Source organism: Brevibacterium sp. VCM10 (assembly GCF_000583215.1).
Lineage (GTDB): Bacteria > Actinomycetota > Actinomycetes > Actinomycetales > Brevibacteriaceae > Brevibacterium > Brevibacterium linens.
On the sequence record NZ_JAJB01000030.1, the window covers coordinates 1 to 22,232 of the forward strand.

Below are 22,232 nucleotides of genomic sequence, written 5' to 3' on the forward strand. Positions count from 1 at the left end.
AGCCGCCGTCAGGTAGTAATAAAAGGGGAGGGGTCAGTTGGCCAGGGCGTGGGCCACGGACACGGCTTCGTAGCCGAACGCCTCGGCGACGTTGTCGTTCGTGACATGCCCATTGTGGATGTTGAGGCCGCGAGCCAGGGCCGCATCGTTCGACAGCGCCTTATGCCACCCCTGATCGGCGATCTTCACGGCAAACGGCAGAGTCGCATTCGTCAGCGCCGCCGTGGCCGTGTTCGGCACGGCACCGGGCATGTTCGCCACGCAGTAGTAGACCGAATTATGGACGGTGAAGGTCGGATCATCGTGCGTCGTCGGTCGCGAGTTCTCGAAGCAGCCGCCCTGATCGATGGCGATATCAACGAGGACGGAGCCCGGCTTCATCCCGGAAACCATGTCATCGGTGACGAGCTTCGGCGCCTTTTTGCCCGGGATCAGCACAGAACCGATCACGAGATCGGCCGAAGCCAGAGACTTCGTGATCTCGTACTTGTTCGACACCTTCGTGCCGATGGCACCGGCGAAGGTCTCATCGATCTGCCGCAGACGCGGAATGTTGATGTCGATGACCTCGACGCTCGCGCCGAGACCGAGGGCCATGCGGGCGGCATTCGTCCCGGCCACACCGGCACCGATGACGACGACATTGGCCCGCTCGACGCCGGGGACGCCGGAGAGCAGAATGCCGCGACCACCATTGGCCTTGAGCAGGCTGTGCGCGCCGACCTGAGTCGACAGGCGACCGGCGATCTCACTCATCGGCGCCAGCAGCGGAAGACCGCCGCTGTCGGGCTGGACGGTCTCGTAGGCGATGGCGGTGGTCCCGGCCTCCATCAGAGCCTTCGTGAGTGCCTCATCGGCGGCGAGGTGGAGGTAGGTGAAGAGGATGAGATCCTTGCGCAGGAACCCGTATTCCTGGGCGATCGGCTCCTTGACCTTGAGCACGAGATCGCCGGCGGCCCAAGTGGAGGCCGCGTCGGGGGCGATCGTCGCTCCGGCTGCTTCGTATTCGGCGTCGATGATGAAGGAGCCTTCGCCGGCTCCCGCCTGGACGGTGACCTCATGGCCGTGGGCGACGAGTTCGTTGACACCGGCAGCGGTGATGGCGACTCGGAATTCGTTGTTCTTGACCTCGGTGGGCACTGAAATGCGCATGGTGTGTCCTTCTCTCCTGGTGATGAGCCGCAACGGCGGAGGCGGCCGACCACTCCGTCGACCGTCGATGGTGCCAACTCTATTCCTTTGAAGGTTTGGAGAGCAAACCTTTAAGTCTGTTTCCGTCCTCCCAATTGCGAAATCAGTGTGTGTGAGTGCCAGATGCCGCGGAAACCATGGTTCCAGACGGTGAAGGAGTGCACCGGAGGTATCAGGAGCCGCAGTTCCTGGCATTGAGCGGCAGGTGCCGCCAGTTCTCCTCGTGAAACGGTAAGCTGAAAGTGTCAATGCAGAACCCCGCCGAGGAGAGAGGGCTCGCTATGGGACTCTACGAAGATATCGACGACCCGAACTCGAAGTACTACTTCAACCTCGAGACGAACACCGTCGAAAAGGGCCTGGTCAGCGATTGGACCCATCGCATGGGGCCATACGAGACCGAGGAAGTCGCCCGCGCCGCGCTGGAGAAGGCACGTGAGCGCAATCAGAAGTGGGACGAAGACGACGAGAAGTGGAACGGCTGAACCGATGTCGCGTCAGGAGGAATTCGTTCTCAGGACAGTCGAGGATCGTGAAGTGCGATTCATCCGACTCTGGTTCACCGATGTCCTCGGACAGCTGAAGTCCGTGGCCATCGTTCCCGCCGAACTCGAAGGCGCCTTCTCCGAAGGCATCGGGTTCGACGGTTCGGCAGTCGAGGGGCTGTCACGGGTCTTCGAGGCCGATATGGTCCTCAAGCCCGATCCTTCGACGTTCTCCCTGCTGCCCTGGCGCGGGGAGATCGAGCCGACCGGGAGGATGTTCTGCGACGTCCACGTCCCCGGGGGAGAACCGGCGCCGGCTGACCCGCGCAACGTCCTCAAGCGCACCTTGGCCAAAGCCGCCGAACGCGGCTTCACCTTCTACGTGCATCCGGAGATTGAGTTCTATCTGTTCAAGACCGACAACCTCGATCCCGTCTCCGGGATCAGCGATGGCACAGCGCCGAAGCCCGTCGACACGGCAGGCTACTTCGACCATGTCAACGGCGGAACGGCCAACGACTTCCGGCGGGAAGCCGTCACCATGCTCGAAGCCATGGGCCTGTCGGTGGAATTCTCCCACCATGAGGCCGGACCCGGTCAGAACGAGATCGATCTGCGCTATGCCGACGCGCTGACGATGGCCGACAACGTCATGACGTTCCGGTCTGTGATCAAAGAGGTCGCGATCTCTCAGGGTGTCTACGCCTCATTCATGCCCAAGCCGATGGCCGAGCACCCGGGCAATGGGATGCACACGCATGTCTCCCTGTTCGAGGGCGAGAACAATGCCTTCTTCGAACCGGGTGCTGAGTACCAGCTGTCGAAGACCGGTCGCCAGTTCATCGCTGGACTGCTCACCCACGCCGCTGAGATCTCCGCGGTGACCAACCAGCACGTGAACTCGTACAAACGCCTGTGGACCGGGCACGAAGCCCCGTCGTACATCTCGTGGGGCCATCGCAACCGTTCGGCGCTCGTGCGAGTCCCGCAGTACAACTCAGGGAAGTCCTCATCCGCACGGGTCGAATACCGTGCTCTCGACTCCTCGGCCAACCCATACCTGTCCTATGCGCTTATGCTCGCAGCGGGGCTCAAGGGAATCGAGGAGGGGTACGAACTGCCTGACGAGGCCGAGGACAACGTCTGGCTGCTCTCATCCACTGAACGTCGAGCGATGGGCATCGAAGCGCTGCCGCGCAGCCTCTCCCACGCCCTGGAGCTGATGGAAGGCTCGGACCTCGTCGCAGAGACGCTGGGCGAGGAAGTGTTCGACTTCTTCCTGCGCAACAAACGGCAGGAATGGACCGACTACCGTGCACAGGTGACTCCGTACGAAATCGCCAAGCACTTCACCTCGATGTGATGGCCGCAGTCACTTCACGCACCACCAGCATCCCGGATGCCACTGCCCGCTTCCTCCGCGAGCTCGATGAACTGCTCGGTGCGCCTCTGGCCACTGACTCGCGGTTCGTCGATCTGCTCATGGCCGCACCGGATCCGCACGGGGCGGCGCTCGGTCTGCTGCGCGTAGTCGAGGCCGCAGAAGAGGATTCCGGGGCGCTGCTGGACGCGGTGAGGTCGGGGACGAAGAGCGACCTGGCCGAGGACGAACTCAATCGTCCGCTCCTGGCTCGACTGCTCGCGGTCGTCGGCACGTCGGAGGCGATGGTCGATCACCTCGTCCGACATCCCGACTCCCTGCCGTTGCTGCTCGCCCCGGACCCGTTCCTGCTGATCTCCACGCCTGCCGCCTCGGCGGCGTCCCTGCGCGCCGAGATGCTCTCGGCCCTCGGCGCTGACCCCGGCGATCCGGCTCCGCGTGCGAAGGTGACCGGAGACGAAGGAATCAAGGCACTGCGACGAAACTACCGTGATGCTGTGCTTCGCCTCGTCGCCGACGACCTGTCGGCGGAGTCCCCGGGCGAGATCGTCGACCAGGTCATGGCCGTCCTGTCGGATCTGGCGGCGGCCGCACTCGACGCGGCCCTGGCCATTGCGCGTGCCGAGCTCGATGAGGCGGCCCACATCCGCCTGGCGGTCATCGCCCTGGGCAAGACCGGGGCCCGAGAGCTCAACTACGTCTCCGATGTCGACGTCGTCTTCGTCCTCGACTCCGCTGAGACCGAGGGGGCCAGGAACCTGGCCACCGATCTCGCCCAACGCATGCGCAGCATCCTCTCGGACGCCGGAGGAGAGCCTGCCCTGTGGGAGGTCGACACGGCGCTGCGTCCCGAAGGCAAAGCCGGAGCGCTCGTGCGGACGCTGTCGGAGTTCGAACACTATTACGCCGAGATCGCCGAGAACTGGGAATTCCAGGCCCTTCTCAAGGCCCGACCGGTGGCCGGCGACGTCGAGGTGGGGGAGGCGTTCTCCGCTTCGCTTCTGCCCCTGGTCTGGCAGGCGGCCAGCCGTCCAGGCTTCATCGATGGGATCCGGGCGATGCGTCGACGCGTCGTCGACCTCATCCCGGCAGTCGAAGCCCCACGCCAGATCAAACTGGGGCGCGGGGGACTGCGAGACGTCGAATTCTCCGCCCAGATGCTCCAGCTCGTCCACGGACGCAATGATGAGGACATCCGCACCCCGAACACCCTCGTCGCACTCGAAGAGCTCGGAGAGCATGGATACATCGGCCAACAGGACGCGTCCGTGTTCTCGACCGCATACCGGTTCATGCGGGTCGTCGAACACCGAGTCCAGATCCCGAGGATGATGCGCAACGCGCTCATCCCCGACGATGAGACCAAGCTGCGAATGCTGGCCCGCTCCGTCTTCCGCTCCGGGTCACGGACCGGGGACCGCCTCGAAGAGGTCCGCCGTGACTATGCGAAACAGGTCACCCGCCTTCATGAGCAGATCTTCTATCGGCCCATCCTCGAGGCGGCCGTCGGAGTCCACGGTGCCGTCGTGGATGCTCAGAAGCGAGGCACGAGCCTGCAGGCGGCCGCCGATCGCCTCCAGGCCTTCGGATATGTCGACCCGCAGGGAGCATTGAGCCACATCAAGGCCCTGACCACAGGCATGTCGCGGACCGCATTGGTCATCAAACAGGTGCTTCCGGCCCTGCTCGACTGGTTCTCCGATGGTGTCGAACCCGACCGAGCTCTGCTGGCCTTCCGACGGCTCAGCGAATCGCTGGCATCGTCGGGGTGGTTCCTCAAGATGCTCCGGGACTCCGGTCTGGCCGCCAAATCGGTGGCCGAGGTGCTTTCCCTGTCCGGGTATGCGACGGAACTTCTGCAGCGCCAGCCTGCTGCTGTCGCCTGGCTGGATCGCTATGAGAACCTCGAGGCCCGTGACCTGGAGATCCTCAACGCCGAGGTGGACGGACTGCTCCGTCGCCACGGGGCCGACGCGGTCACTCCGATCCGTGAGACCTACAGCCGTGAGCTGCTGCGCATCGCTCTGCGCGACGTCCTCGACGTCGGAGACCGGGCCGAGATACCCGGCGATCTCTCCGATCTCATGGACCTGGCGGTCCGCGGTGCCCTGGAGGCGGTCCGAACCGACTTGGACGGGCCAGAGACTCCGGACTACGAATTCGGGATCATCGCGATGGGCCGCTGGGGCGGACGGGAGATCGGCTACTTCTCCGACGCCGATGCGATGTTCGTCTACCGGCCCTTGAGCGACGATCTCGACGCCGAAACGCGTGGGAAGCTGAGCAAACATGTGACGAAGGTGGCCCTCCAACTGTCAACGCGCCTCAAGGCGAGCGAAGGTGCTCAGGGCGTCGACCTCGACGCGGATCTGCGTCCGGAGGGCAAGAACGGACCGTTGGTGCGCAGCTTCTCGTCCTACCAGGCCTACTATGCGAAGTGGTCCCAACCGTGGGAGGCACAGGCACTCCTCCGGGCACGTCCGGTGGCCGGCGACGAGGGACTCATCGCCGATTACCTGGCACTCATCGATCCGCTGCGCTACCCCGTGGAGATGCCGCAGAAGGCGCTGACGCAGGTGCGCACGCTCAAGGCCCGGATGGAAGATGAACGTCTGCCGCGCAGCGCCGATAAGCGTCGACATCTCAAACTCGGTCGAGGCAGCCTCTCCGATGTCGAATGGACCGTCCAGCTCCTCCAGCTCCAACACGGGCATCGCCTGGAAGGTCTGCGCACGACCTCGACTCTGCCGGCACTCAAAGTCGCCTCGAACGAAGATCTGCTGCCCGCCGAGGATGCCGAACAGCTGGCGGCGGCATGGCAGCTGGCCACCGATGTGCGTTCGGCCGTGATGCTCTTCCGCGGTCGCACCGCCGAATCGCTGCCGGCCGATCACACCGAACTCGAGGCCACGGCCCGTCTGCTCGGCTATCCGGCAGGGGCGGGCCATGACCTCGAAGACGATTACCTGCGCACCACCAGGCACGCACGGTCCGTGATGGAGCACCGCTTCTACGACTTCTGAGGCACTGGCTGCGGCAGATCGCCGAGGTGAGAATTCCCCCGGGCGCCAGCTGAGTCAGATTTCGGTCGACGGGTCAGTCGGCGAATTCGAGCCCGAGCAGGGCATTCTCGATCACCTCGGGCAGAGCCGGGTGGATCCAATACTGCCCGGTGGCCACCTCGTCGGCCTTCTGGCCGAAGGCCATAGCCTGGATGAGAGGTTGGATGAGTATCGAGGCCTCATGCCCGACGATATGCGCGCCGAGGATGTGCCGGGTTCGGCGATCGGCGATGATCTTCACGATTCCCGGATCATCGGCCATCGCCCAGCCGTAGGCGACGTCGGAGAACTTCTGAACCTTGACAGTGACGTCATGTCCGGCCTCCGTCGCCTGGTCCTCGGTCATGCCCACAAAGGCGACCTGAGGGGAGGAGAAGACGGCGCCGGGCACGGCATGATGGTTGACGGCAGTGAGGTCAGCGGTCCGTGCACTGCCCGGCGCTCCTGCCGCGACATCTGCATCCAGGTTGCGTCCGACGATCTTCGCCTCGTGGTTGGCGACGTGTTTGAGCTGGTGAGGCGAGGAGATGTCGCCGAGCGCGAACACTCCGGGTACCGGCAGACCTGAGGAGAGGACACGCTGGAACTCATCGACGGAGAGGCGCTTGCCGTCGGTGACGTCGAAACCGGCGGTCTCGACGTCGAGCTCGGCGGTGTTGGGGACCCGTCCCGTGGCCACGAGCACGCCGTCGGCGGTGATCGTCTCGGGCAGGTCCACCTCGGCGAGGCGCCCGCTGGGTTCGAGGGTCAGCGTGACCTCGCCGTCGGCGACGTCGATCTGCTTCGCCTGGGCCCCGTGGAGGACGGTGTGGGAGGAGTCGAAGATCCGGGTGAACTCGTCGGCGGCCTCCTCGTCGATATTGCTCAGGAGGCGGGGGCCGCGGGCCAGGACGGTCACCTCCGTGCCGAGAGCGGCGAAGACGTGGGCGAACTCCATGGCCACGATCCCGGAGCCGATGATGACCAGGCGACGCGGCTGTTCGGCGCGGCGCATCACCGTGTTCGAGGTGAACACCGGGTAGTCATCGGTGTCGATGCGGGCGATGTCGATCCCGGCGATGTCGGGGATGAACGGGTGGGCGCCGGCGGCGATGACGATGCGATCGGCGGTGATCTCCTCGCCGGAAGCAGTGCGCACGGTCTTCGCCCCGGTGAAATGAACGTGTTCGGGCACGACTGTGACGTTGGGTTGGCGGTCGCTGCTGCGGTATTCGCGTCCTCCGGACTCGATGGCGTCGATGCGGGAGAAGATGCGTTCCTGGAGGCCTGCCCAATCGACTTCGGGGCGGGTGGAGGTCAGATTGTAGCGATCGGCGTGGGCGGCCTGCTCGGCCAGAGTGGCGGGGTAGACGAACATCTTCGTCGGGATGCACCCGACGTTGAGGCAGGTGCCGCCGAAGTGCCATTCCTCGGCGATGGCGGTCTTCAGACCCGCGAATCGCTTGTCGAGGAACATATTTCCCGAACCGGTGCCGATGAGCAGCAGGTCATAATGCGTCAAAGTCCATCCCTCCGATGGTGCGTGATCCGACCGGCCGCGTGGGCGGCCGCAGAGCCGAAAGGGCGCCACGGGTGAAAACCCGTGACGCCCTCACTCTATTCCACTCGGCTGCGGGATCTCAGTTCGTCTGGGATCCGCTATCAACGCCGATCAGAGTGCGTAGTAGAGCTCGAACTCCGTCGGTGTCGGACGCAGGCGAGCGACATCGAGTTCGTTCTCACGCTTGATGCGGATCCATGTCTCGATGAGGTCGGGGGTGAATACGTCCCCGGCGGTGAGGAAGTCGTGGTCCTTCTCGAGCTCGATGAGAGCCTCGTCGAGGGTGCCGGGGACGAGCTTGATGTCCTTGGCCTCCTCCGGCGGGAGCTCGTAGAGGTCCTTGTCGATGGGCTCCGGGGGCTCGATGCGGTTGCGGATGCCGTCGAGTCCGGCCATGAGCTGCGCCGAGAACGCGAGGTAGGGGTTCGACGAGGGGTCGGGCACACGGAACTCGAGGCGCTTGGCCTTCGGCGAGGTACCGGTGACAGGAATGCGGATCGCGGCCGAACGGTTGCGGGCGGAGTAGACGAGGTTGACCGGTGCCTCATAGCCGGGCACGAGTCGACGGTAGGAGTTGATCGTCGGGTTCGTGAAGGCGAGCACGGCGCCGGCGTGCTCGATGAGGCCGCCGATGTACCAGCGGGCGAGGTCGGAGAGCCCGCCGTAGCCGTTCTCGTCATAGAACAGGGGCTCGCCGTTCTTCCACAGCGACTGGTGGCAGTGCATTCCCGAACCGTTGTCGTCGAACATCGGCTTGGGCATGAAGGTCGCAGACTTGCCGTTGGCGAACGCAGTGTTCTTGATGACGTACTTGAAGTCGAGCAGCTGGTCGGCGGCGTGCTGGAGGGTGTTGAACTTGTAGTTGATCTCCTGCTGGCCCGCGGTGCCGACCTCGTGGTGGGCCCGTTCCATCTCGAAGCCGATCTGCTCGAGCGTCAGCGACATCTCGTCTCGAATATCAGCGAAGTGGTCCTGCGGAGAGACGGGGAAGTACCCGCTCTTGTGCGGGGTCTTGTAGCCGAGATTGCCGCCGGCCTCATCGGCGCCGGTGTTCCACGCTGCTTCCTCGGAGTCGATGCGGTAGAAGCTGTTGCCGGGAGTGTTCTCGTACTGGATGGAGTCGAAGAGGTAGAACTCCGCCTCGGCGCCGTAGAAAGCGGTGTCGGCGATGCCGGTGCTCTGCAGGTAGGCCTCGGCTTTGGCCGCGACCTGCCGAGGATCGCGCGAGTACGGCTCGTCGGTGAACGGATCGACGATCGAATGCGTGACGACCAGAGTCTTCGCCTCACGGAATGGATCGATGTAGGCGGAGGTGACATCGGCGAGCAGTTTCATGTCGGACTCGTGGATGCCCTGGAAGCCTGTGATGGAGGACCCGTCGAAGAGCAGACCTTCGGTGATCTCCTCCGTGCCGTATGAGGCGGCGGGGAGGTTGAAGTGCTGGACCACACCGGGCAGGTCGCAGAACCGGACATCGACGAATTTGACGTCGTTGTCCGAAATGAAATTGACGAGTTCTTCAGCAGACGAGAACACTTAGGTCTCCTAGTTCGTGTACGGTGGCCGTTTGTCCTGACCGCAGTCGATTCTAGTCGCAGAAGAATGAAGTGGTGATGTCGGTCATGTTTCGGGCATGTTTCCTGAGGATCCATTCAGCTCGGATTCCGTAGGCTGGGGGAGTGATCAATCGTGACGACCTTGGTTCCTGGCTCGAAGGACCCCGGTTCGACAGGGAAGACGACGACTGGCCCGGAAAACGGCTCGGTCTGCCTGTCAACGGCTCGCATTCTCTGGCCCCCGCGTGGAAGCGCATCCTCGCCCTGCTCGTCGACTGGCTGATGTGTCTGGCGATCGCCAATCTCATCGATCCGGCGAATCCGGTCCTGGCTCCAGCCATCTTCGCACTCGAGAATTTTGTGCTCGTGGGAACTCTCGGCTACTCGGTGGGGCATCGCCTCTTCGGCATCGAGGTCCGCCGTCTCGACGGCCATGTGCCGGGATTGCTCAAGTCGCTCATCCGCGCGCTCCTCGTTGTGCTCGTCATCCCCGCCCTCATCTTCAACCGGGACAACCGCGGAGTCCACGACCTCGCTGCCGGAACCGTCATCCTCCGCCGCTGACCTCCTTGTTGCTACCTGACGGCGGCCCAGCAACCTCGCGCGAGGTTGCTGGGCCGCCGTCAGGTAGCAACAAGGGGTGGTGGGATGGGAGCGGCGCCGACTCGGATCGAGTCGGCGCCGCTGCTTCGTCTTTGCTGGGTATCTGCGGATCAGCGTCCGCGCATGGCCTTGTGGTTCGGGCGGGCCTTGTTCGGGTCGATTCCCTTCGGGATCGGCGGGCGCGAACCCTGAGTGCCGAGTGCGGCAAGACGGTTGCGCACGGCCAGCACCTCGGCGCGGTTGAGTTTGCGCGGCAGCTTCTGCACGGCCGGAACGACCTGCTTCATCGTCAGCTGGCCGTCTTCCTTGCCACCCTGGAAGGTGTGAACCGGGACGTTGGGGAGGATGCGCTCGTGACGTTTCTTCTCCTTGGCCAGCAGCTTCGCACTGCGACCCTTCGGCCCTTCGCTCAGCAGCACGACGCCGGCACGGCCGGTCGAGCGGAACACGAGATCGCGGCTCTTCGGGTCGACAGCGATGGGCTTCTCGTCCATGAGGTAGCCGCGACGAGCGGTGTTGAGGACGGCCCCGAAGGCTCCCGGCTGTCCGTCCATCTGAGCGAATGCGGCGGTCTCGGCGAAGCGCCCGAGCATGAACATGCCCAACAGCAGACCGACCATGAAGCCGAGGATCGTCGTGAAGATCGCGGTGGTGCCGCCGATGAGCAGACCGATCATGAGACCGATGAGCGTGCACCCGAGGATCGCCGCAGCCAACAGCCACGGTGTCGCTTTGTTGTGTTTGGCGGACAGCTCATAGACCTGACGCATCTGCGCCAGACGGCCGGGCTTCTTGTTCGGATCTTTGGGCTTGCGCCGGAAGAGTCCCTTACGCGGTTCTTCGCTCATTCTCTCACTTGCTCTTGAGGGGCGTTGCGGCGTCGCCTCCCGAAATCAGGGGAGGCCGACGCTCATTGCTCAGCAGTCAAGTCTACCTCTTCGCCGGGGCCGAAGGTATCCACAACCGCCTGCGCCTCCTGTTTGGCAGGCGTGTGCTTGTCCAGGTGCGCCAGATGCGACGGGATCTCCTCGCCACGGCGACGCATGGCGGTGGCCCACAGGCGACCGGCACGGTAGGACGAACGCACGAGCGGACCCGACATCACACCGAGGAAGCCGATCTCCTCGGCCGCATCGCGCAGCATCACGAAGTCGGCAGGCTTGACCCACCGGGTGACGGGGTGGTGGCGCGGGGAGGGACGCAGGTACTGCGTGATCGTGATGAGGTCGCATCCGGCATCGTGCAGGTCCTGCAGCGCGGAGATGATCTCGTCGTTCGTCTCACCCATGCCGAGGATGAGGTTCGACTTCGTCACCAGACCGGCTTCGCGGGCCTGCGTGATCACCGACAGGGAACGCTCGTAGCGGAACGCGGGGCGGATCCGCTTGAAGATGCGCGGCACCGTTTCGACATTGTGCGCGAGCACCTCGGGACGCGAGGAGAACACCTCGGCGAGCTGATCCGGTTTGGCATTGAAATCGGGGATGAGCAGTTCGACGCCGGTGCCGCGACCGTCGACGTAGGACAGGTCGTGGATCTGGCGCACGGTCTCCGCGTAGAGCCAGGCGCCGCCGTCGTCGAGGTCGTCACGGGCCACACCGGTGATCGTCGAGTAGCGCAGGCCCATCTCCGCCACCGAGGCGGCCACGCGGCGCGGCTCGTCAGCGTCGAATTCGGCCGGTCGGCCGGTGTCGATCTGGCAGAAGTCACAGCGTCGGGTGCACTGTTCGCCGCCGATGAGGAAGGTCGCTTCGCGATCTTCCCAGCATTCGAAGATGTTCGGGCATCCGGCCTCTTCGCAGACCGTGTGCAGCTCCTGCTTGCGCACGAGCGACTTCAGTGCCGTGTACTCGGGACCGATATGGGCCTTCGCCTTGATCCAGGCCGGCTTGTCCTCGATCGGGGTCTCGGAGTTGCGGGCCTCGACGCGGAGCATGCGGCGGCCCTCTGGTGCGATCGTCATCTGAGTTCTCCTATGCGGTGATGGTCTCGTGCAGGATCTCGTCGAGTCGCGATGCCACGTCCTCGGGAGTGACCGTGCGGCCGAGCTCGGCACTGATTGTCGTGGTGTCTGCGTCGGTGATCCCGCAGGGGATGATGGATTCGTAGGCGCCGAGGTCGTTGCTGCAGTTGAGCGCCAGACCGTGCATCGTCACGCCTTCGTGGATGCGGACGCCGATGGCGCCGATCTTGCGGTCGCGCCGGAGACCGTCGGCCGGCAGCCAGACGCCGGCACGTCCCTCGATCGTGGTCGCTTCGATCCCGTACTCGCAGAGCAGTCGGATCATCGCGTCCTCGAGCTGGGACACGAAGAGGCGGACTTCTTTGGGATCGTTGAGCTTGTAGATGCAGTAGGCGACCAACTGTCCGGGTCCGTGCCAGGTGATCTTCCCGCCGCGGTCGACGTCGATGACATCGGTGCCGTCGGTGGGCCGCTCGAAGTCCTCGGTGCGCTTGCCGGCCGTGTAGACCGGTGAATGCTCGAGGAGCAGGATCGTCGAAGGACGGTCACCTGCGAGCACGTCGTCGTGGTACTTCTTCTGCAATTCCCAAGTCTGCCGATAGTCCGAGAGGATTGGGGCGAACCCGAGCGTTTCTGTGGCCAGGGGCATGGCTCCACACTATGACTCTTGCCGTCGGTGTTCAATTTGTTCCCACTCGCATCTGCAGGCCGTCACCGAGGCTGTGGCCCTTGACACAGAATGACTTCACCGAGCATCATTAAACGACAATAAACTGCACCCAGATTCATCAACGGAGATGATGAACGATGACATGGGAGTTCCAAGCAACGATCGCGGACGATATCCATCGTGTCCGCGATTCCGACGGTCGCAGTGCGTGGGGCGTCGTGCACAGAGAATTCGATGCCGATCATCCCCGTGTTCTCGCCCTCGCCGAGGTGGCACTTCCGAACGGCCCCCGTTCCCTTCTCATCGTCCCCGCTTCACCCGGTGGGCTCGTCCTCGACGTCGTCCGCGCCTATCAGGGTCTGACCGAGCCCGAGCTGTGCACGCTGTTCCTCGGCATAGTCGAACAACTGCGGGTCTGCACGCGCCCGGAGGAGCGTCTGGCTCTGTCGTCCTTCGCCCTCGATGCCGAAGGCCGGCCGGTGATCATTCCCGGCGTCCGCGCGCCGAGAGCGACGACGCCGCGGCGGGCCGTGGGGGAGATGATCTACCATGCCGTCTTCGGGAGGCCATGGGCCGAGGCTCTGCTGCCGGTGGACCTGGCACTGGCCGAATCATCGTCGGCCCTGCGATCGCTCGTCGCCGGTCTCCTCGACGACGCGGCGTCCGATGTCGGGTTGGAAACCGCCCTCGCCGAGGCGGCCGAGTCGCTGCGTAGCCTCGACCGACCCGCTGCGCTGCCGCTGGTTCCGGCCGAGAGTGCAACGGCACCCGAATCGGCGCTCACGGCACGTCTGCGTGTGGCCTCCGGACTCAGGCCGAGTCGGGGTTCGACGGGGGATATCGAGTCGAACCTCGGGTCTCCGGCTCCGCCTCTGCGCGGCGGAGGAGTCTCACCGCTGCGTGCTGGGGCGAAGAGCTCGCGGCGTTCGAGGCGGAAGCGAGCGGAGGCACGAAGAAGACTGCTGACTCAGATCCTGGGTGCTCTGGATTCACTGCGGTCACGGCTGAGGGCCATGGCCCTGTCGCGAGTACTGGGACGCAGCACGCTGTTAATCGGCCTCGCCGTGTCTCTGACGCTGCTCGGCGGAATCGTCGTCTGGTCATCATGGTCGTCCAGCGTGTCCTCGATCCGGGAGGAAACGTCGTCCGGCCAGGGGTCCGGCCCGTCACCCGAGCAGGCGTCGTCTCTCGGCGTCGACGAGGTCACCGGTGTTCTCACGGATCTGTGTGAGTCCCGAGCAGCCGCGCTCAGCGACGGCGATAGCGAAGCTCTGCAGGCGCTGACGGTCCCCGAGTCCGCTGCCGCGGCGGCGGATGAGCTCATCGATCCATCGGCATATGCCGACTCGGACTATTCGATCGATATCGAGGACGTGACGATCGTTGCCGCCGACGATGACCGGGTGGTCGCCTCGGCGCTCATGCGTTCGAGCGCGGGCAGCGGTGACGCTCTGCAGGAGTTCGCCGCCCAGTCGGTCGAATTCGAGCTGGCGAAGGTCGAGGGAAGATGGCTCGTTGCAGAGGTCCGCGAGATCACCGAGCCGTGAATGCCCCGAGGGGCCGACCATGCGTGGTCGGCCCCTCGAAAGGTGTGTGGAAGAGGCAGGTTCAGAGGTCGAGATCGGCCTCGAAATTGCCTTCTTCCAGACGTGCCTTGATCGTCTGCAGGAAACGTCCCGCATCCGCACCGTCGACCAGCTGGTGGTTGTAAGTCAACGGCAGGTACACCATGTCACGGATGGCGATCGCCTCGTCGCCGTCGGCCGTCTTCACGGCGATGGGGCGACGCACGATCGCACCCGTGCCGATGATGCCCATCTGCGGCTGGTTGATGATCGGCGTGTCGAACAGCGCGCCGACGGAACCGATGTTGGTCACCGTGAACGTTCCGCCCGAGAGCTCATCCGGCATGATCTTGTTGCTGCGGGTCCGGTCAGCGACATCGTCGATGGCCTTGGACAGGCCCGCCACGCTGAGGTCACCGGCATCCTTGATCACGGGAACGAGCAGTCCGCGCGGAGTGTCGACCGCGACGGCCAGGTGCTCGTGATCGAAGTAGGTGATCTGCTGCGACTCGAGATCGTACTGCGCGTTGACCTTCGGGTGCACCTGAAGCGCCTCGACGATGGCCTTCGCGAAGAACGGCAGATAGGTCAGCTTCGAACCGTGCTTGGCCTGGAATGCCTCCTTGTTGGCCTTGCGCAGCTTCACGACGCGAGACATATCCACTTCGATGACCTGCGTAAGCTGAGCAGAGACATCGAGGGACTCGCTCATGCGCTTGGCGATGGTCTGGCGGATGCGCGAAGCCTTCTCCGTGGTGCCGCGCAGCTTCGCGACCTCCTCGGGGATCTCGACCTTGAACGGAGCCTTGGACGCTGCGGCCGGTGCGCCGGACTGTGCAGCGGGGGCCGCGGCGGGAGCGCTCTTCGCGGCCGCCTCGACATCCTGCTTGCGGATGCGTCCGCCCACTCCGGTGCCGGTGACCTGCGAGAGGTCGACACCCTTCTCGCGGGCCAGGCGGCGCACGAGCGGTGTGACGTAGGCGGCGTTCTCGCCCACGGTGTCGGCGGCGGCAGGGGCCTGAGCCGCGGCGTCGACAGGCTCTTCGGCCTGAGCGGCGGAAGCCGACTGCGCCGATGCGGCTGCGGCCGGCTTGGGAGCCGACTCCTGCTTCGGGGCCTCCTCCTTGGGGGCTTCCTGCTTCGGTGCCTCGTCGGCAGGAGCGTCCTCCTTGGGAGCCTCCTGCTTCGGGGCAGCCTCGGCGGGAGCTTCGTCCTTGGGGGCTTCCTCGGCCGGCGCGGATTCGGACGGGGCACCGGAACCGATGCGAGCCAGAGGCGCGCCGACCTCGACGGTGTCGTCCTCGTCCGCGAGGTGAGCCTGGACGACTCCGGCGACGGGGGAGGGGACCTCGGTGTCGACCTTGTCGGTGGAGACCTCGAGCAGAGGTTCGTCGACCTCGACCTCTTCGCCGACTTCCTTGAGCCAACGGGTCACGGTGCCTTCGGTGACGGACTCGCCGAGCGCGGGCATCGTGATCTCGGTGCCTTCGGAGGAACCGGAATCAGAAGCGGCAGGAGCGGATTCCTCCGTCGGTGCCTCATCCGCTGCCGGTGCTTCGTCAGCGGGAGCCTCTTCAGCAGGGGCTTCTTCGGCAGGTGCCTCAGCAGGCTCCTCGGCCGGTGCTTCCTCGTCGGAGGACGTACCGCTGCCGTCGCCGATGTAGGCGAGGTCGCCGCCGACCTCGACCACGTCATCTTCTTCGGCGAGGATCTTCTCGAGGGTGCCGGCATACGGGCTGGGGATCTCCGTGTCGACCTTGTCGGTCGACACTTCGAGCAACGGCTCGTCTACCTCGACCTCTTCGCCCACTTCCTTGAGCCAGCGAGTGACAGTGCCCTCGGTGACCGACTCTCCGAGAGCCGGCATCTGAACGGAATTCGACATGAGTTTTCGTCTCCTCGGATCTTATGAGTGGAAGTGCAGGGGTTTTCCGGCCAGGGCCAGGTGGGCCTCGCCGAGCGCTTCGTTCTGCGTGGGGTGCGCGTGGATGAGCTGCGCGACTTCCTCGGGGAATGCTTCCCAATTGACGATGAGCTGTGCCTCACCGGCCTGCTCGGACAGACGCGCGCCGATGCCGTGCACGCCCACTACCGGACCGTCCTTTTCGCGGATGACCTTGATCAGGCCGGTCGTGTTCAGGATCACGGACTTGCCGTTGCCGCCGAGGTTGTACTCGAGGGCTTCGACCTGATCCTTGCCGTACTTCTCTTCGGCCTGAGCCGACGAGAGCCCGACGGAGAAGATCTCGGGTTCGCAGTAGGTCACGCGCGGGATGCCGGATTCGACGACCGGTGCCGGGTTGAGGCCGGCGATCTCCTCGGCGATGAAGATGCCCTGACCGAAGGCGCGGTGGGCCAGCTGGAGTCCGGGGACGATATCGCCGCAGGCGTAGATGTTCCCGACGCCGGTGTGGAGACGTTCGTTGGCCAGGACGAATCCGCGATCCATCGGGATGCCCTGCTCTTCGAAGCCGAAGCCCTCGGTGACCGGACCGCGGCCGACGGCCACGAGGAGGTACTCGGCTTCGAGCGTCGAACCGTCTTCGAGGGTGACCTTGACACCGTCAGCGGTCTCTTCGACGCCCTTGAACATGACTCCGAGCTTGAAGTTGATCTTGCGCTTCTTGAAGGCGCGCTCGAGGTTCTTCGAGATGGTCTCGTCCTCGTTGGCGACGAGGTGCTTGAGGCCTTCGACGATTGTGACGTCGGCTCCGAAGGAGTTCCAGACGCTGGCGAACTCGACGCCGATGACGCCGCCGCCGAGCACGATGGCGGAGTTCGGGACCTTGTCGAGTTCGAGAGCCTCGGTGCTCGTGATCACGCGGTCGGTGATCTCGAGTCCGATGGTCTTCGACGTCGAACCGGTCGAGAGCAGAACATTCGTTCCCTTGACGGTGTGGTTGCCGTCTTCGCCGGTAACCTCGACGGTGTCCTTGCCGACGAGCTTGCCGGTGCCGAAGTACGTGTCGATTCCGCGAGCCTTGACCAGACCCTGCAGACCCTTGTAGTTGCGGGTGATGACGCCGTCTTTGTACTCGAGCACCTTGGCGATGTCGATCCCCTTGAACTCGGCTTCGATGCCGAAGGTCTCGGACTGCTTGGCGGAGTCGGCGACTTCTGCGGCGTGCAGAAGAGCCTTCGTCGGCACGCAGCCGCGGTGCAGGCAGGTGCCTCCCACCTTGTCGCGTTCGATCAAAGCGACCTTCATGTCGAGCTCCGCGGCTCGCAGAGCAGCGGCATAGCCACCGGTTCCGCCGCCCAGAACGACAAGGTCGTAGGTCAATTCGTCACTCACGGATTTCTCCTCGTAGCTGTGAATAAGCCTGCAGTACGCAGCTTTCAGTCATATCTTTCCACTTTTCTTTGCCGGGGCGAAGAAAAACGCTGTCTGATTGGACACAGGTGGGCATCATCACGTTGCCCTCGACAGCGTGTAGAACCATTGTGCTCAGGCCTGTGCCTTCGCGATTTCGATGAGGGTGCGCACCGCGGCTCCGGTTGCGGCCTTCGGCGTGTAGCCGAAGGGTGCGGACCCGTTGAAGCTCGGTCCGGCGATATCGATATGCGCCCAGTTCGCATCCTCACCGACGAACTCCCGCAGGAACGCGGCTGCGGCGAGCATGCCGCCGGGGCGCGGTCCGGAGTTCGTGAGATCGGCGGCGGTGGAGTCGAACCCGGAGAGCATCTCCTCGGGGATCGGCATCGCCCACATCTGCTCACCGGCCACGGACGCCGAGGCGATGACCTCCGCCCGTGCGGTTTCGGAGCCCATGACGCCGGAGGTGCGTTCGCCGAGTGCGACGATCTGCGCACCGGTGAGGGTGGCCACGTCGATGAGCAGGTCCGGGTTCTCCTCCCCGGCGTCGGTGAGTGCATCGGCGAGGACGAGTCGGCCCTCGGCATCGGTGTTCGTGACCTCGACGGTCTTGCCGCTGCGCATTTTCAGCACATCGCTGGGACGCTGCGCCGAGGATCCGGGCATGTTCTCGGCCAGCGGCAGCCACGCGGTGACCCGCACGGGCAGTTTGAGGTCGGCGATGCCGAAGAGCGCCTGCACGACGGCCGCGGAACCGGCCATATCGGACTTCATGTCCTCCATGCTCTTCGCGGGCTTGAGCGAGATTCCGCCGGAGTCGAAGGTGATGCCCTTGCCGACGAAGCTGAGATGGCGCTTCGCCCCACGCGGGGCGTATTCGACCTTGACGAGTCGAGGCCCGCGGGTCGAACCCTGGCCGACGCCGATGATTCCGCCGTAGCCTCCGGCCCTGAGTTCCTTCTCACCGAGGACGGTGACCTTGAGCTTGCGGTCCTTGGCCTGGTCCTTGACGATCTCTGCGTAGGACTCGGGGTAGAGATCCAGCGGGGGAGTGTTGACGAGGTCGCGTGCCCTGTTCGTCGCTGCGGCGATGACTTCGCCGGCGTCATGGGCCGCGGCGAAGGTCTTGCCCTTCGGGCCGATGACGGTGATGGCTCCCGGCGTCCTGTCTTCGCTGCGGTAGTCGAGGAAGCGGTAGGCGCCGAGTCCGGCGCCGACTGTGACCGCTTCGACTTCGGCCGGAGTGGCGGCGGGCAGGGCCAGCGCGATCGACTCGACTCCATCCAGCGCACGCAGTGCGGCACCCGCGCCTCGGCGCAGCGATTCGGCCGTGGCGGCGACATCGGAGTCGTCGGCATCGTAATCGCCGAGTCCCACGAGCAGCACGGAGTCCGCGGCGATACCCTTCGGAGCGGGAACCCGAGCGGTGGATCCGGCCTTTCCGCTGAACCCGATGGCCTGCGCGGCGTCGTCGAGGGCGGTCTTCGCCGCCTTCGCGCCTGCGAGCCCGAGGACCGTCGAATCTGCTGCCGCCAACACCAGCACGGAGGCGGTGGCCTTCGCCGGTGAGGTCGTGGAGTAGCTGCTGAGGGTGGATGCACCAGCCATGAGTTCCCTTTCAGTCGTCGTTGAACGTTGGTTCGATCCTAATGCCTAACACGCCGACTTGCTGAAGCGGTGCGGCACGCGCCTGCTGATGCTGTGAGGGACTCTGACATATTCTGGAGTGCGTGTACTCATTGATCTTCAGACTCCTCTTCGTCCCGATGGATGCCGAACGGGCCCATCACCTCTCGTTCTCCGCTCTGCGGCTCCTGGACTCCGTTCCTCTGCTCGGGCGTCTGCTCCGGTTCGTCTGCGCCCGCGGCACCGTCCGGCCCATCGAGGTGATGGGACTGCCCTTCGCCAACCGCGTCGGCCTGGCCGCCGGTTTCGACAAGAACGGGGTGGGAGTCCGCGCGTTGTCGGCGTTGGGCTTCGGCCATATCGAGGTGGGAACGATCACCGCGCATGCTCAGCCGGGCAATGATCGTCCGCGGCTGTTCCGTCTGCGGCAGAACCTCGCCCTGCTCAATCGGATGGGGTTCAACAACGACGGAGCCCGGCAGGCATCGTTCAACATCGCCGCCGAACGGGCGAAGATCGAATCCCTCCCGCAGCGCCTGCGTCCCATCGTGGGCATCAACATCGGCAAGACGAAGGTCGTCGAGGCGGCCGACGCGGTGTCCGACTACGCCGCTTCGACCCGGGCACTGGCTCCATTGGCCGACTACCTCGTGATCAATGTCAGTTCGCCGAACACCCCAGGTCTGCGCGACCTGCAGTCCGTGGGCAGCCTGGAGCCGATCATCACCGCTGTCCGAGACACCGCCGCCGAGGTGGTGGGCAGTCCGCGCTCATCGCTGGGTCATGTGCCGCTGCTGGTCAAGATCGCCCCGGATCTCGCCGATGAGGATGTCGCTGAGATCTGCGACCTCGCCCTGCGCACCGGCGTCGACGGGCTCATCACGACCAATACGACGATCGACCGGTCCGTGCTGACCGGTGCCGAGGCGGAATTCGCCGAAGGTCAGGCCGGCGGCATCTCCGGACGTCCGGTGGCCGCACGCTCACTCGAGGTGCTGCGTCTGGTGAAGAGGCATGTGGGCGATGAGCTCACCGTCATCTCCGTCGGGGGAGTCGCGGATGCGAAAGACGCCCGGGCACGACTGGCCGCGGGCGCCGATCTGGTTCAGGTCTATTCGGAGATGATCTACTCCGGTCCGTCCTTCCCCGGCCGCATCGTCCGCGGCCTCGAGCCGAGCAGACTGCTCACTCGGGGTACTGACGGCGCTTGACCTGCGGTTTGGGCATGCGCAGCGGGCGCAGCTGGATGCTGCGCATGACCGCATAGAAGGTGATTCCCCGTTCGACTTCTCCGAACTTGTTGCGCAGTCGGTTCTTGAGGATGTAGTTGAGCACGAACCCGTCGAGGATGATCAGTGCGATGAGGCCCCAGACGGCATACGTGAAGTACTGCTGAATCTGCACCGGCAGCGTGAACGCGATGACGAGGATGAGGATCGCGGCGGGGATGAAGATCTCCCCGACCGAGAAGCGGGCATCGATGTAGTCACGGATGTACCGGCGCTGAGGTCCCTTGTCGCGGCGGGTGAGATACTTCTCCTCACCGTTCATCATTCCGATGCGCGCGCGATCACGCTCCTGCCTCTGCTGCTCCTTGGCTCGTCTGTTCGCAACCTTGCGATCCTTGTTCACCAATGGCTGGCGGCGTGCAGACTCCTGTTGGCTGCGCTTGGGCGTGGGCCGTCCCTTCTTCGCTTCCGCTTCGCGACGGGCGTCGGCTTCTGCGGAGAGGTCGTCATGGACTGGCTGAGAGGCGGAGGTTTCGTCCTCCGCGCGAGATTTTTTGCTTCCGAACACGAGATGAATACTACCTTTGGAGAATGAGCGAATCGACTTCAGCACTTGACAGTGCACAATTGCATGCCGAACTGGACACCATTTTCGAGGAGGTCCTCGGCAATCTCACGGATCTCGTCGCCATTCCCTCGGTCGCCTGGCCGAGCTTCGACGCCGCCAATGTCACCGCGAGCGCCGAGGCGGTCGCGAACTTGGCGCGCGAGCTCGGCCTCGACGTGGACATCCTCAGCGCCGATCAGCCCGACGGAACACCGGGCTACCCGGCAGTCGTCGCCTCGGTGCCGGCCCCCGAGGGTGCCCCGACGGTCCTTCTGTATGCCCATCACGATGTGCAGCCGCCCGGACGCGCCGAGGATTGGGACACCGAACCGTTCGTCGCCACTCGCCGGGGCGATCGTCTCTTCGGACGCGGAGCCGCCGACGACAAAGCCGGGATCATGGTCCATCTCACGGCTCTGCGGCTGTTGGCCGACCGCCTCGGTGTGGGTGTGACGCTCTTCTTCGAAGGCGAGGAGGAAGCCGGCAGCCCGAGCTTCCGCAATTTCCTCGAGACCTACCGGGACCGTCTGCGTGCGGATGTCATCGTCGTCGCCGATTCGGGCAACTGGGCCGCGGGCACTCCGGCCCTGACGACGAGTCTGCGCGGAATGTGCGCCGTCGAATTCGAGGTCTCCACGCTCGACCACGCCGTGCACTCGGGAATGTACGGGGGAGTGGCGCCGGATGCGATGCTCGCGATGACGAAGCTGCTGGCCACTCTCCATGACGACGACGGCTCCGTCGCGGTCGCCGGTCTGCACGCGGACACGGAGACGGCCATCGACTACGACGAGGCGACCCTGCGCACCGACTCCGGAGTGCTCCCGGACACCGATCTCATCGGCACGGGCACCCTGGCCTCCCGCCTGTGGACCCAGCCGTCGATCACGGTCATCGGCCTCGACATCCCCGATGTGGCGGTCTCGTCGAACACCCTGCAGTCCTCGCTCAAGGCCAAGCTCTCGATCCGACTCGCGCCTGGGGACACCCCCGCCTCTGCGGTCAAGGCCGTCGAAGAGCATCTGCGGGCGAACCTGCCCTTCGGCGCACAGCTGCGCATCGGTGAGACCGAGGGCGGCAGCCCCTGGCGGGCCGATGAGGACGACCCCGTCGTGCGGACCGCGCGTCAGGCGCTCACCGATGCCTGGGGCACCGAATCGGTGACGATGGGCATCGGCGGATCGATTCCCTTCATCGCAGACCTGCTCGACGTGTTCCCCGGCGCGTCGATCCTCGTCACGGGCGTCGAGGACCCGGACGCCCGGGCACACAGCGCCAACGAATCGCTCTACCTGCCCGATTTCAAGGCCGCGATCGTCGCCGAAGCACTGCTGCTGCAGCGCCTCGGCGACCGATCATGACAGATGTGGGGAATAGGTTCCCGAGCACCGATGTTGTCCCCGGTGTAGCCTGGGGACAGGAACGCGAGAAGGAGAAA

General features: G+C 64.8%; 17 protein-coding genes. 7 read left to right on the plus strand and 10 right to left on the minus strand.

The window, feature by feature from the left end:
• Positions 1–33: 33 nt before the first annotated feature.
• Entirely contained in the window at positions 34–1,152 is a 1,119-nt protein-coding gene (gene ald / locus AD89_RS0109150) for an alanine dehydrogenase (RefSeq protein WP_025778299.1), read from the minus strand.
• Between the two features lie 320 nt (positions 1,153–1,472).
• On the opposite strand from ald, the gene AD89_RS0109155 reads away from it, so the two are divergent.
• From AD89_RS0109155 to AD89_RS0109165, 3 genes are read left to right on the plus strand one after another with little or no spacing between them, the layout of a single operon-like run.
• Positions 1,473–1,676 (plus strand): hypothetical protein, encoded by a 204-nt coding sequence (locus tag AD89_RS0109155; protein WP_035320335.1) that lies wholly within the window; start codon positions 1,473–1,475, stop codon positions 1,674–1,676.
• A 4-nt stretch (positions 1,677–1,680) separates the two neighbouring features.
• Positions 1,681–3,039 carry a type I glutamate--ammonia ligase gene (gene glnA, locus AD89_RS0109160; RefSeq protein ID WP_025778301.1) on the plus strand — a complete coding sequence of 453 codons (1,359 nt, stop codon included), beginning with the start codon at positions 1,681–1,683 and terminating at the stop codon, positions 3,037–3,039.
• The gene (locus tag AD89_RS0109165; RefSeq protein ID WP_025778302.1) at positions 3,039–6,080 is read left to right on the plus strand and encodes a bifunctional [glutamine synthetase] adenylyltransferase/[glutamine synthetase]-adenylyl-L-tyrosine phosphorylase; all 3,042 of its coding nucleotides are present in this window, start codon (positions 3,039–3,041) and stop codon (positions 6,078–6,080) included. The genes glnA (AD89_RS0109160) and AD89_RS0109165 overlap by 1 nt, the downstream gene beginning before the upstream one ends.
• Positions 6,081–6,153: 73 nt before the next feature.
• On the opposite strand, the gene AD89_RS0109170 is transcribed toward AD89_RS0109165, so the two are convergent.
• Together AD89_RS0109170 and glnA (AD89_RS0109175) are read right to left on the minus strand one after the other, a co-directional pair.
• A complete protein-coding gene (locus AD89_RS0109170; RefSeq protein WP_025778303.1) occupies positions 6,154–7,620 on the minus strand; it encodes a mycothione reductase in 1,467 nt (488 codons plus the stop codon).
• Positions 7,621–7,770: 150 nt separating this feature from the next.
• Entirely contained in the window at positions 7,771–9,195 is a 1,425-nt protein-coding gene (gene glnA, locus AD89_RS0109175; RefSeq protein WP_025778304.1) for a type I glutamate--ammonia ligase, read from the minus strand.
• Positions 9,196–9,338: 143 nt separating this feature from the next.
• Between glnA (AD89_RS0109175) and AD89_RS0109180 the strand changes: the two genes are divergently transcribed.
• Complete coding sequence (locus tag AD89_RS0109180) at positions 9,339–9,779, plus strand: RDD family protein (RefSeq protein WP_025778305.1); 441 nt, start codon at positions 9,339–9,341, stop codon at positions 9,777–9,779.
• 149 nt (positions 9,780–9,928) lie between these two features.
• Here the strand turns inward: AD89_RS0109180 and AD89_RS0109185 are convergent, their stop codons facing one another.
• The 3 genes from AD89_RS0109185 to lipB all read right to left on the minus strand — a co-directional run bounded on the left by AD89_RS0109185 (position 9,929) and on the right by lipB (position 12,430).
• Positions 9,929–10,666 carry a DUF4191 domain-containing protein gene (locus AD89_RS0109185; protein ID WP_025778306.1) on the minus strand — a complete coding sequence of 246 codons (738 nt, stop codon included), beginning with the start codon at positions 10,664–10,666 and terminating at the stop codon, positions 9,929–9,931.
• 62 nt (positions 10,667–10,728) lie between these two features.
• Positions 10,729–11,781: a lipoyl synthase gene (gene lipA, locus AD89_RS0109190; RefSeq protein ID WP_025778307.1), complete on the minus strand. Its 1,053-nt coding sequence runs from the start codon at positions 11,779–11,781 to the stop codon at positions 10,729–10,731.
• Positions 11,782–11,791: 10 nt separating this feature from the next.
• Complete coding sequence (gene lipB / locus AD89_RS0109195) at positions 11,792–12,430, minus strand: lipoyl(octanoyl) transferase LipB (protein WP_025778308.1); 639 nt, start codon at positions 12,428–12,430, stop codon at positions 11,792–11,794.
• A 158-nt stretch (positions 12,431–12,588) separates the two neighbouring features.
• Here lipB and AD89_RS0109200 point away from each other — a divergent pair, with 158 nt between their 5' ends.
• Positions 12,589–13,998 (plus strand): hypothetical protein, encoded by a 1,410-nt coding sequence (locus AD89_RS0109200; RefSeq protein ID WP_025778309.1) that lies wholly within the window; start codon positions 12,589–12,591, stop codon positions 13,996–13,998.
• A 61-nt stretch (positions 13,999–14,059) separates the two neighbouring features.
• Here AD89_RS0109200 and sucB read toward each other — a convergent pair whose 3' ends face one another.
• The 3 genes from sucB to AD89_RS0109215 form a co-directional block, all read right to left on the minus strand.
• Entirely contained in the window at positions 14,060–15,901 is a 1,842-nt protein-coding gene (gene sucB / locus AD89_RS0109205) for a 2-oxoglutarate dehydrogenase, E2 component, dihydrolipoamide succinyltransferase (RefSeq protein WP_025778310.1), read from the minus strand.
• Positions 15,902–15,922: 21 nt separating this feature from the next.
• On the minus strand, positions 15,923–17,311 hold the full coding sequence (lpdA, locus tag AD89_RS0109210; protein WP_025778311.1) for a dihydrolipoyl dehydrogenase: 1,389 nt from the start codon (positions 17,309–17,311) through the stop codon (positions 15,923–15,925).
• A 153-nt stretch (positions 17,312–17,464) separates the two neighbouring features.
• A complete protein-coding gene (locus AD89_RS0109215) occupies positions 17,465–18,940 on the minus strand; it encodes a leucyl aminopeptidase (protein ID WP_025778312.1) in 1,476 nt (491 codons plus the stop codon).
• Between the two features lie 122 nt (positions 18,941–19,062).
• On the opposite strand from AD89_RS0109215, the gene AD89_RS0109220 reads away from it, so the two are divergent.
• Complete coding sequence (locus AD89_RS0109220; RefSeq protein WP_025778313.1) at positions 19,063–20,169, plus strand: quinone-dependent dihydroorotate dehydrogenase; 1,107 nt, start codon at positions 19,063–19,065, stop codon at positions 20,167–20,169.
• Here AD89_RS0109220 and AD89_RS0109225 read toward each other — a convergent pair.
• Entirely contained in the window at positions 20,144–20,755 is a 612-nt protein-coding gene (locus AD89_RS0109225; protein WP_025778314.1) for a DUF3043 domain-containing protein, read from the minus strand. The two genes, AD89_RS0109220 and AD89_RS0109225, sit on opposite strands and share 26 nt — an antisense overlap.
• A 23-nt stretch (positions 20,756–20,778) precedes the next feature.
• Between AD89_RS0109225 and AD89_RS0109230 the strand changes: the two genes are divergently transcribed.
• On the plus strand, positions 20,779–22,155 hold the full coding sequence (locus AD89_RS0109230; protein ID WP_025778315.1) for a dipeptidase: 1,377 nt from the start codon (positions 20,779–20,781) through the stop codon (positions 22,153–22,155).
• The last annotated feature ends 77 nt before the right edge of the window (positions 22,156–22,232 follow it).

What these genes read in the sequence shown, in the direction of transcription:
- AD89_RS0109185 (WP_025778306.1), bottom strand. Translation starts at nt 10,666, where the DNA reads ATGAGCGAAGAACCGCGTAAGGGACTCTTCCGGCGCAAGCCCAAAGAT.
- AD89_RS0109155 (WP_035320335.1), top strand. Translation starts at nt 1,473, where the DNA reads ATGGGACTCTACGAAGATATCGACGACCCGAACTCGAAGTACTACTTC.
- AD89_RS0109200 (WP_025778309.1), top strand. Translation starts at nt 12,589, where the DNA reads ATGACATGGGAGTTCCAAGCAACGATCGCGGACGATATCCATCGTGTC.
- ald (WP_025778299.1), bottom strand. Translation starts at nt 1,152, where the DNA reads ATGCGCATTTCAGTGCCCACCGAGGTCAAGAACAACGAATTCCGAGTC.
- AD89_RS0109230 (WP_025778315.1), top strand. Translation starts at nt 20,779, where the DNA reads ATGAGCGAATCGACTTCAGCACTTGACAGTGCACAATTGCATGCCGAA.
- lipA (WP_025778307.1), bottom strand. Translation starts at nt 11,781, where the DNA reads ATGACGATCGCACCAGAGGGCCGCCGCATGCTCCGCGTCGAGGCCCGC.
- AD89_RS0109165 (WP_025778302.1), top strand. Translation starts at nt 3,039, where the DNA reads ATGGCCGCAGTCACTTCACGCACCACCAGCATCCCGGATGCCACTGCC.
- lipB (WP_025778308.1), bottom strand. Translation starts at nt 12,430, where the DNA reads ATGCCCCTGGCCACAGAAACGCTCGGGTTCGCCCCAATCCTCTCGGAC.
- AD89_RS0109215 (WP_025778312.1), bottom strand. Translation starts at nt 18,940, where the DNA reads ATGGCTGGTGCATCCACCCTCAGCAGCTACTCCACGACCTCACCGGCG.
- sucB (WP_025778310.1), bottom strand. Translation starts at nt 15,901, where the DNA reads ATGTCGAATTCCGTTCAGATGCCGGCTCTCGGAGAGTCGGTCACCGAG.
- glnA (WP_025778301.1), top strand. Translation starts at nt 1,681, where the DNA reads ATGTCGCGTCAGGAGGAATTCGTTCTCAGGACAGTCGAGGATCGTGAA.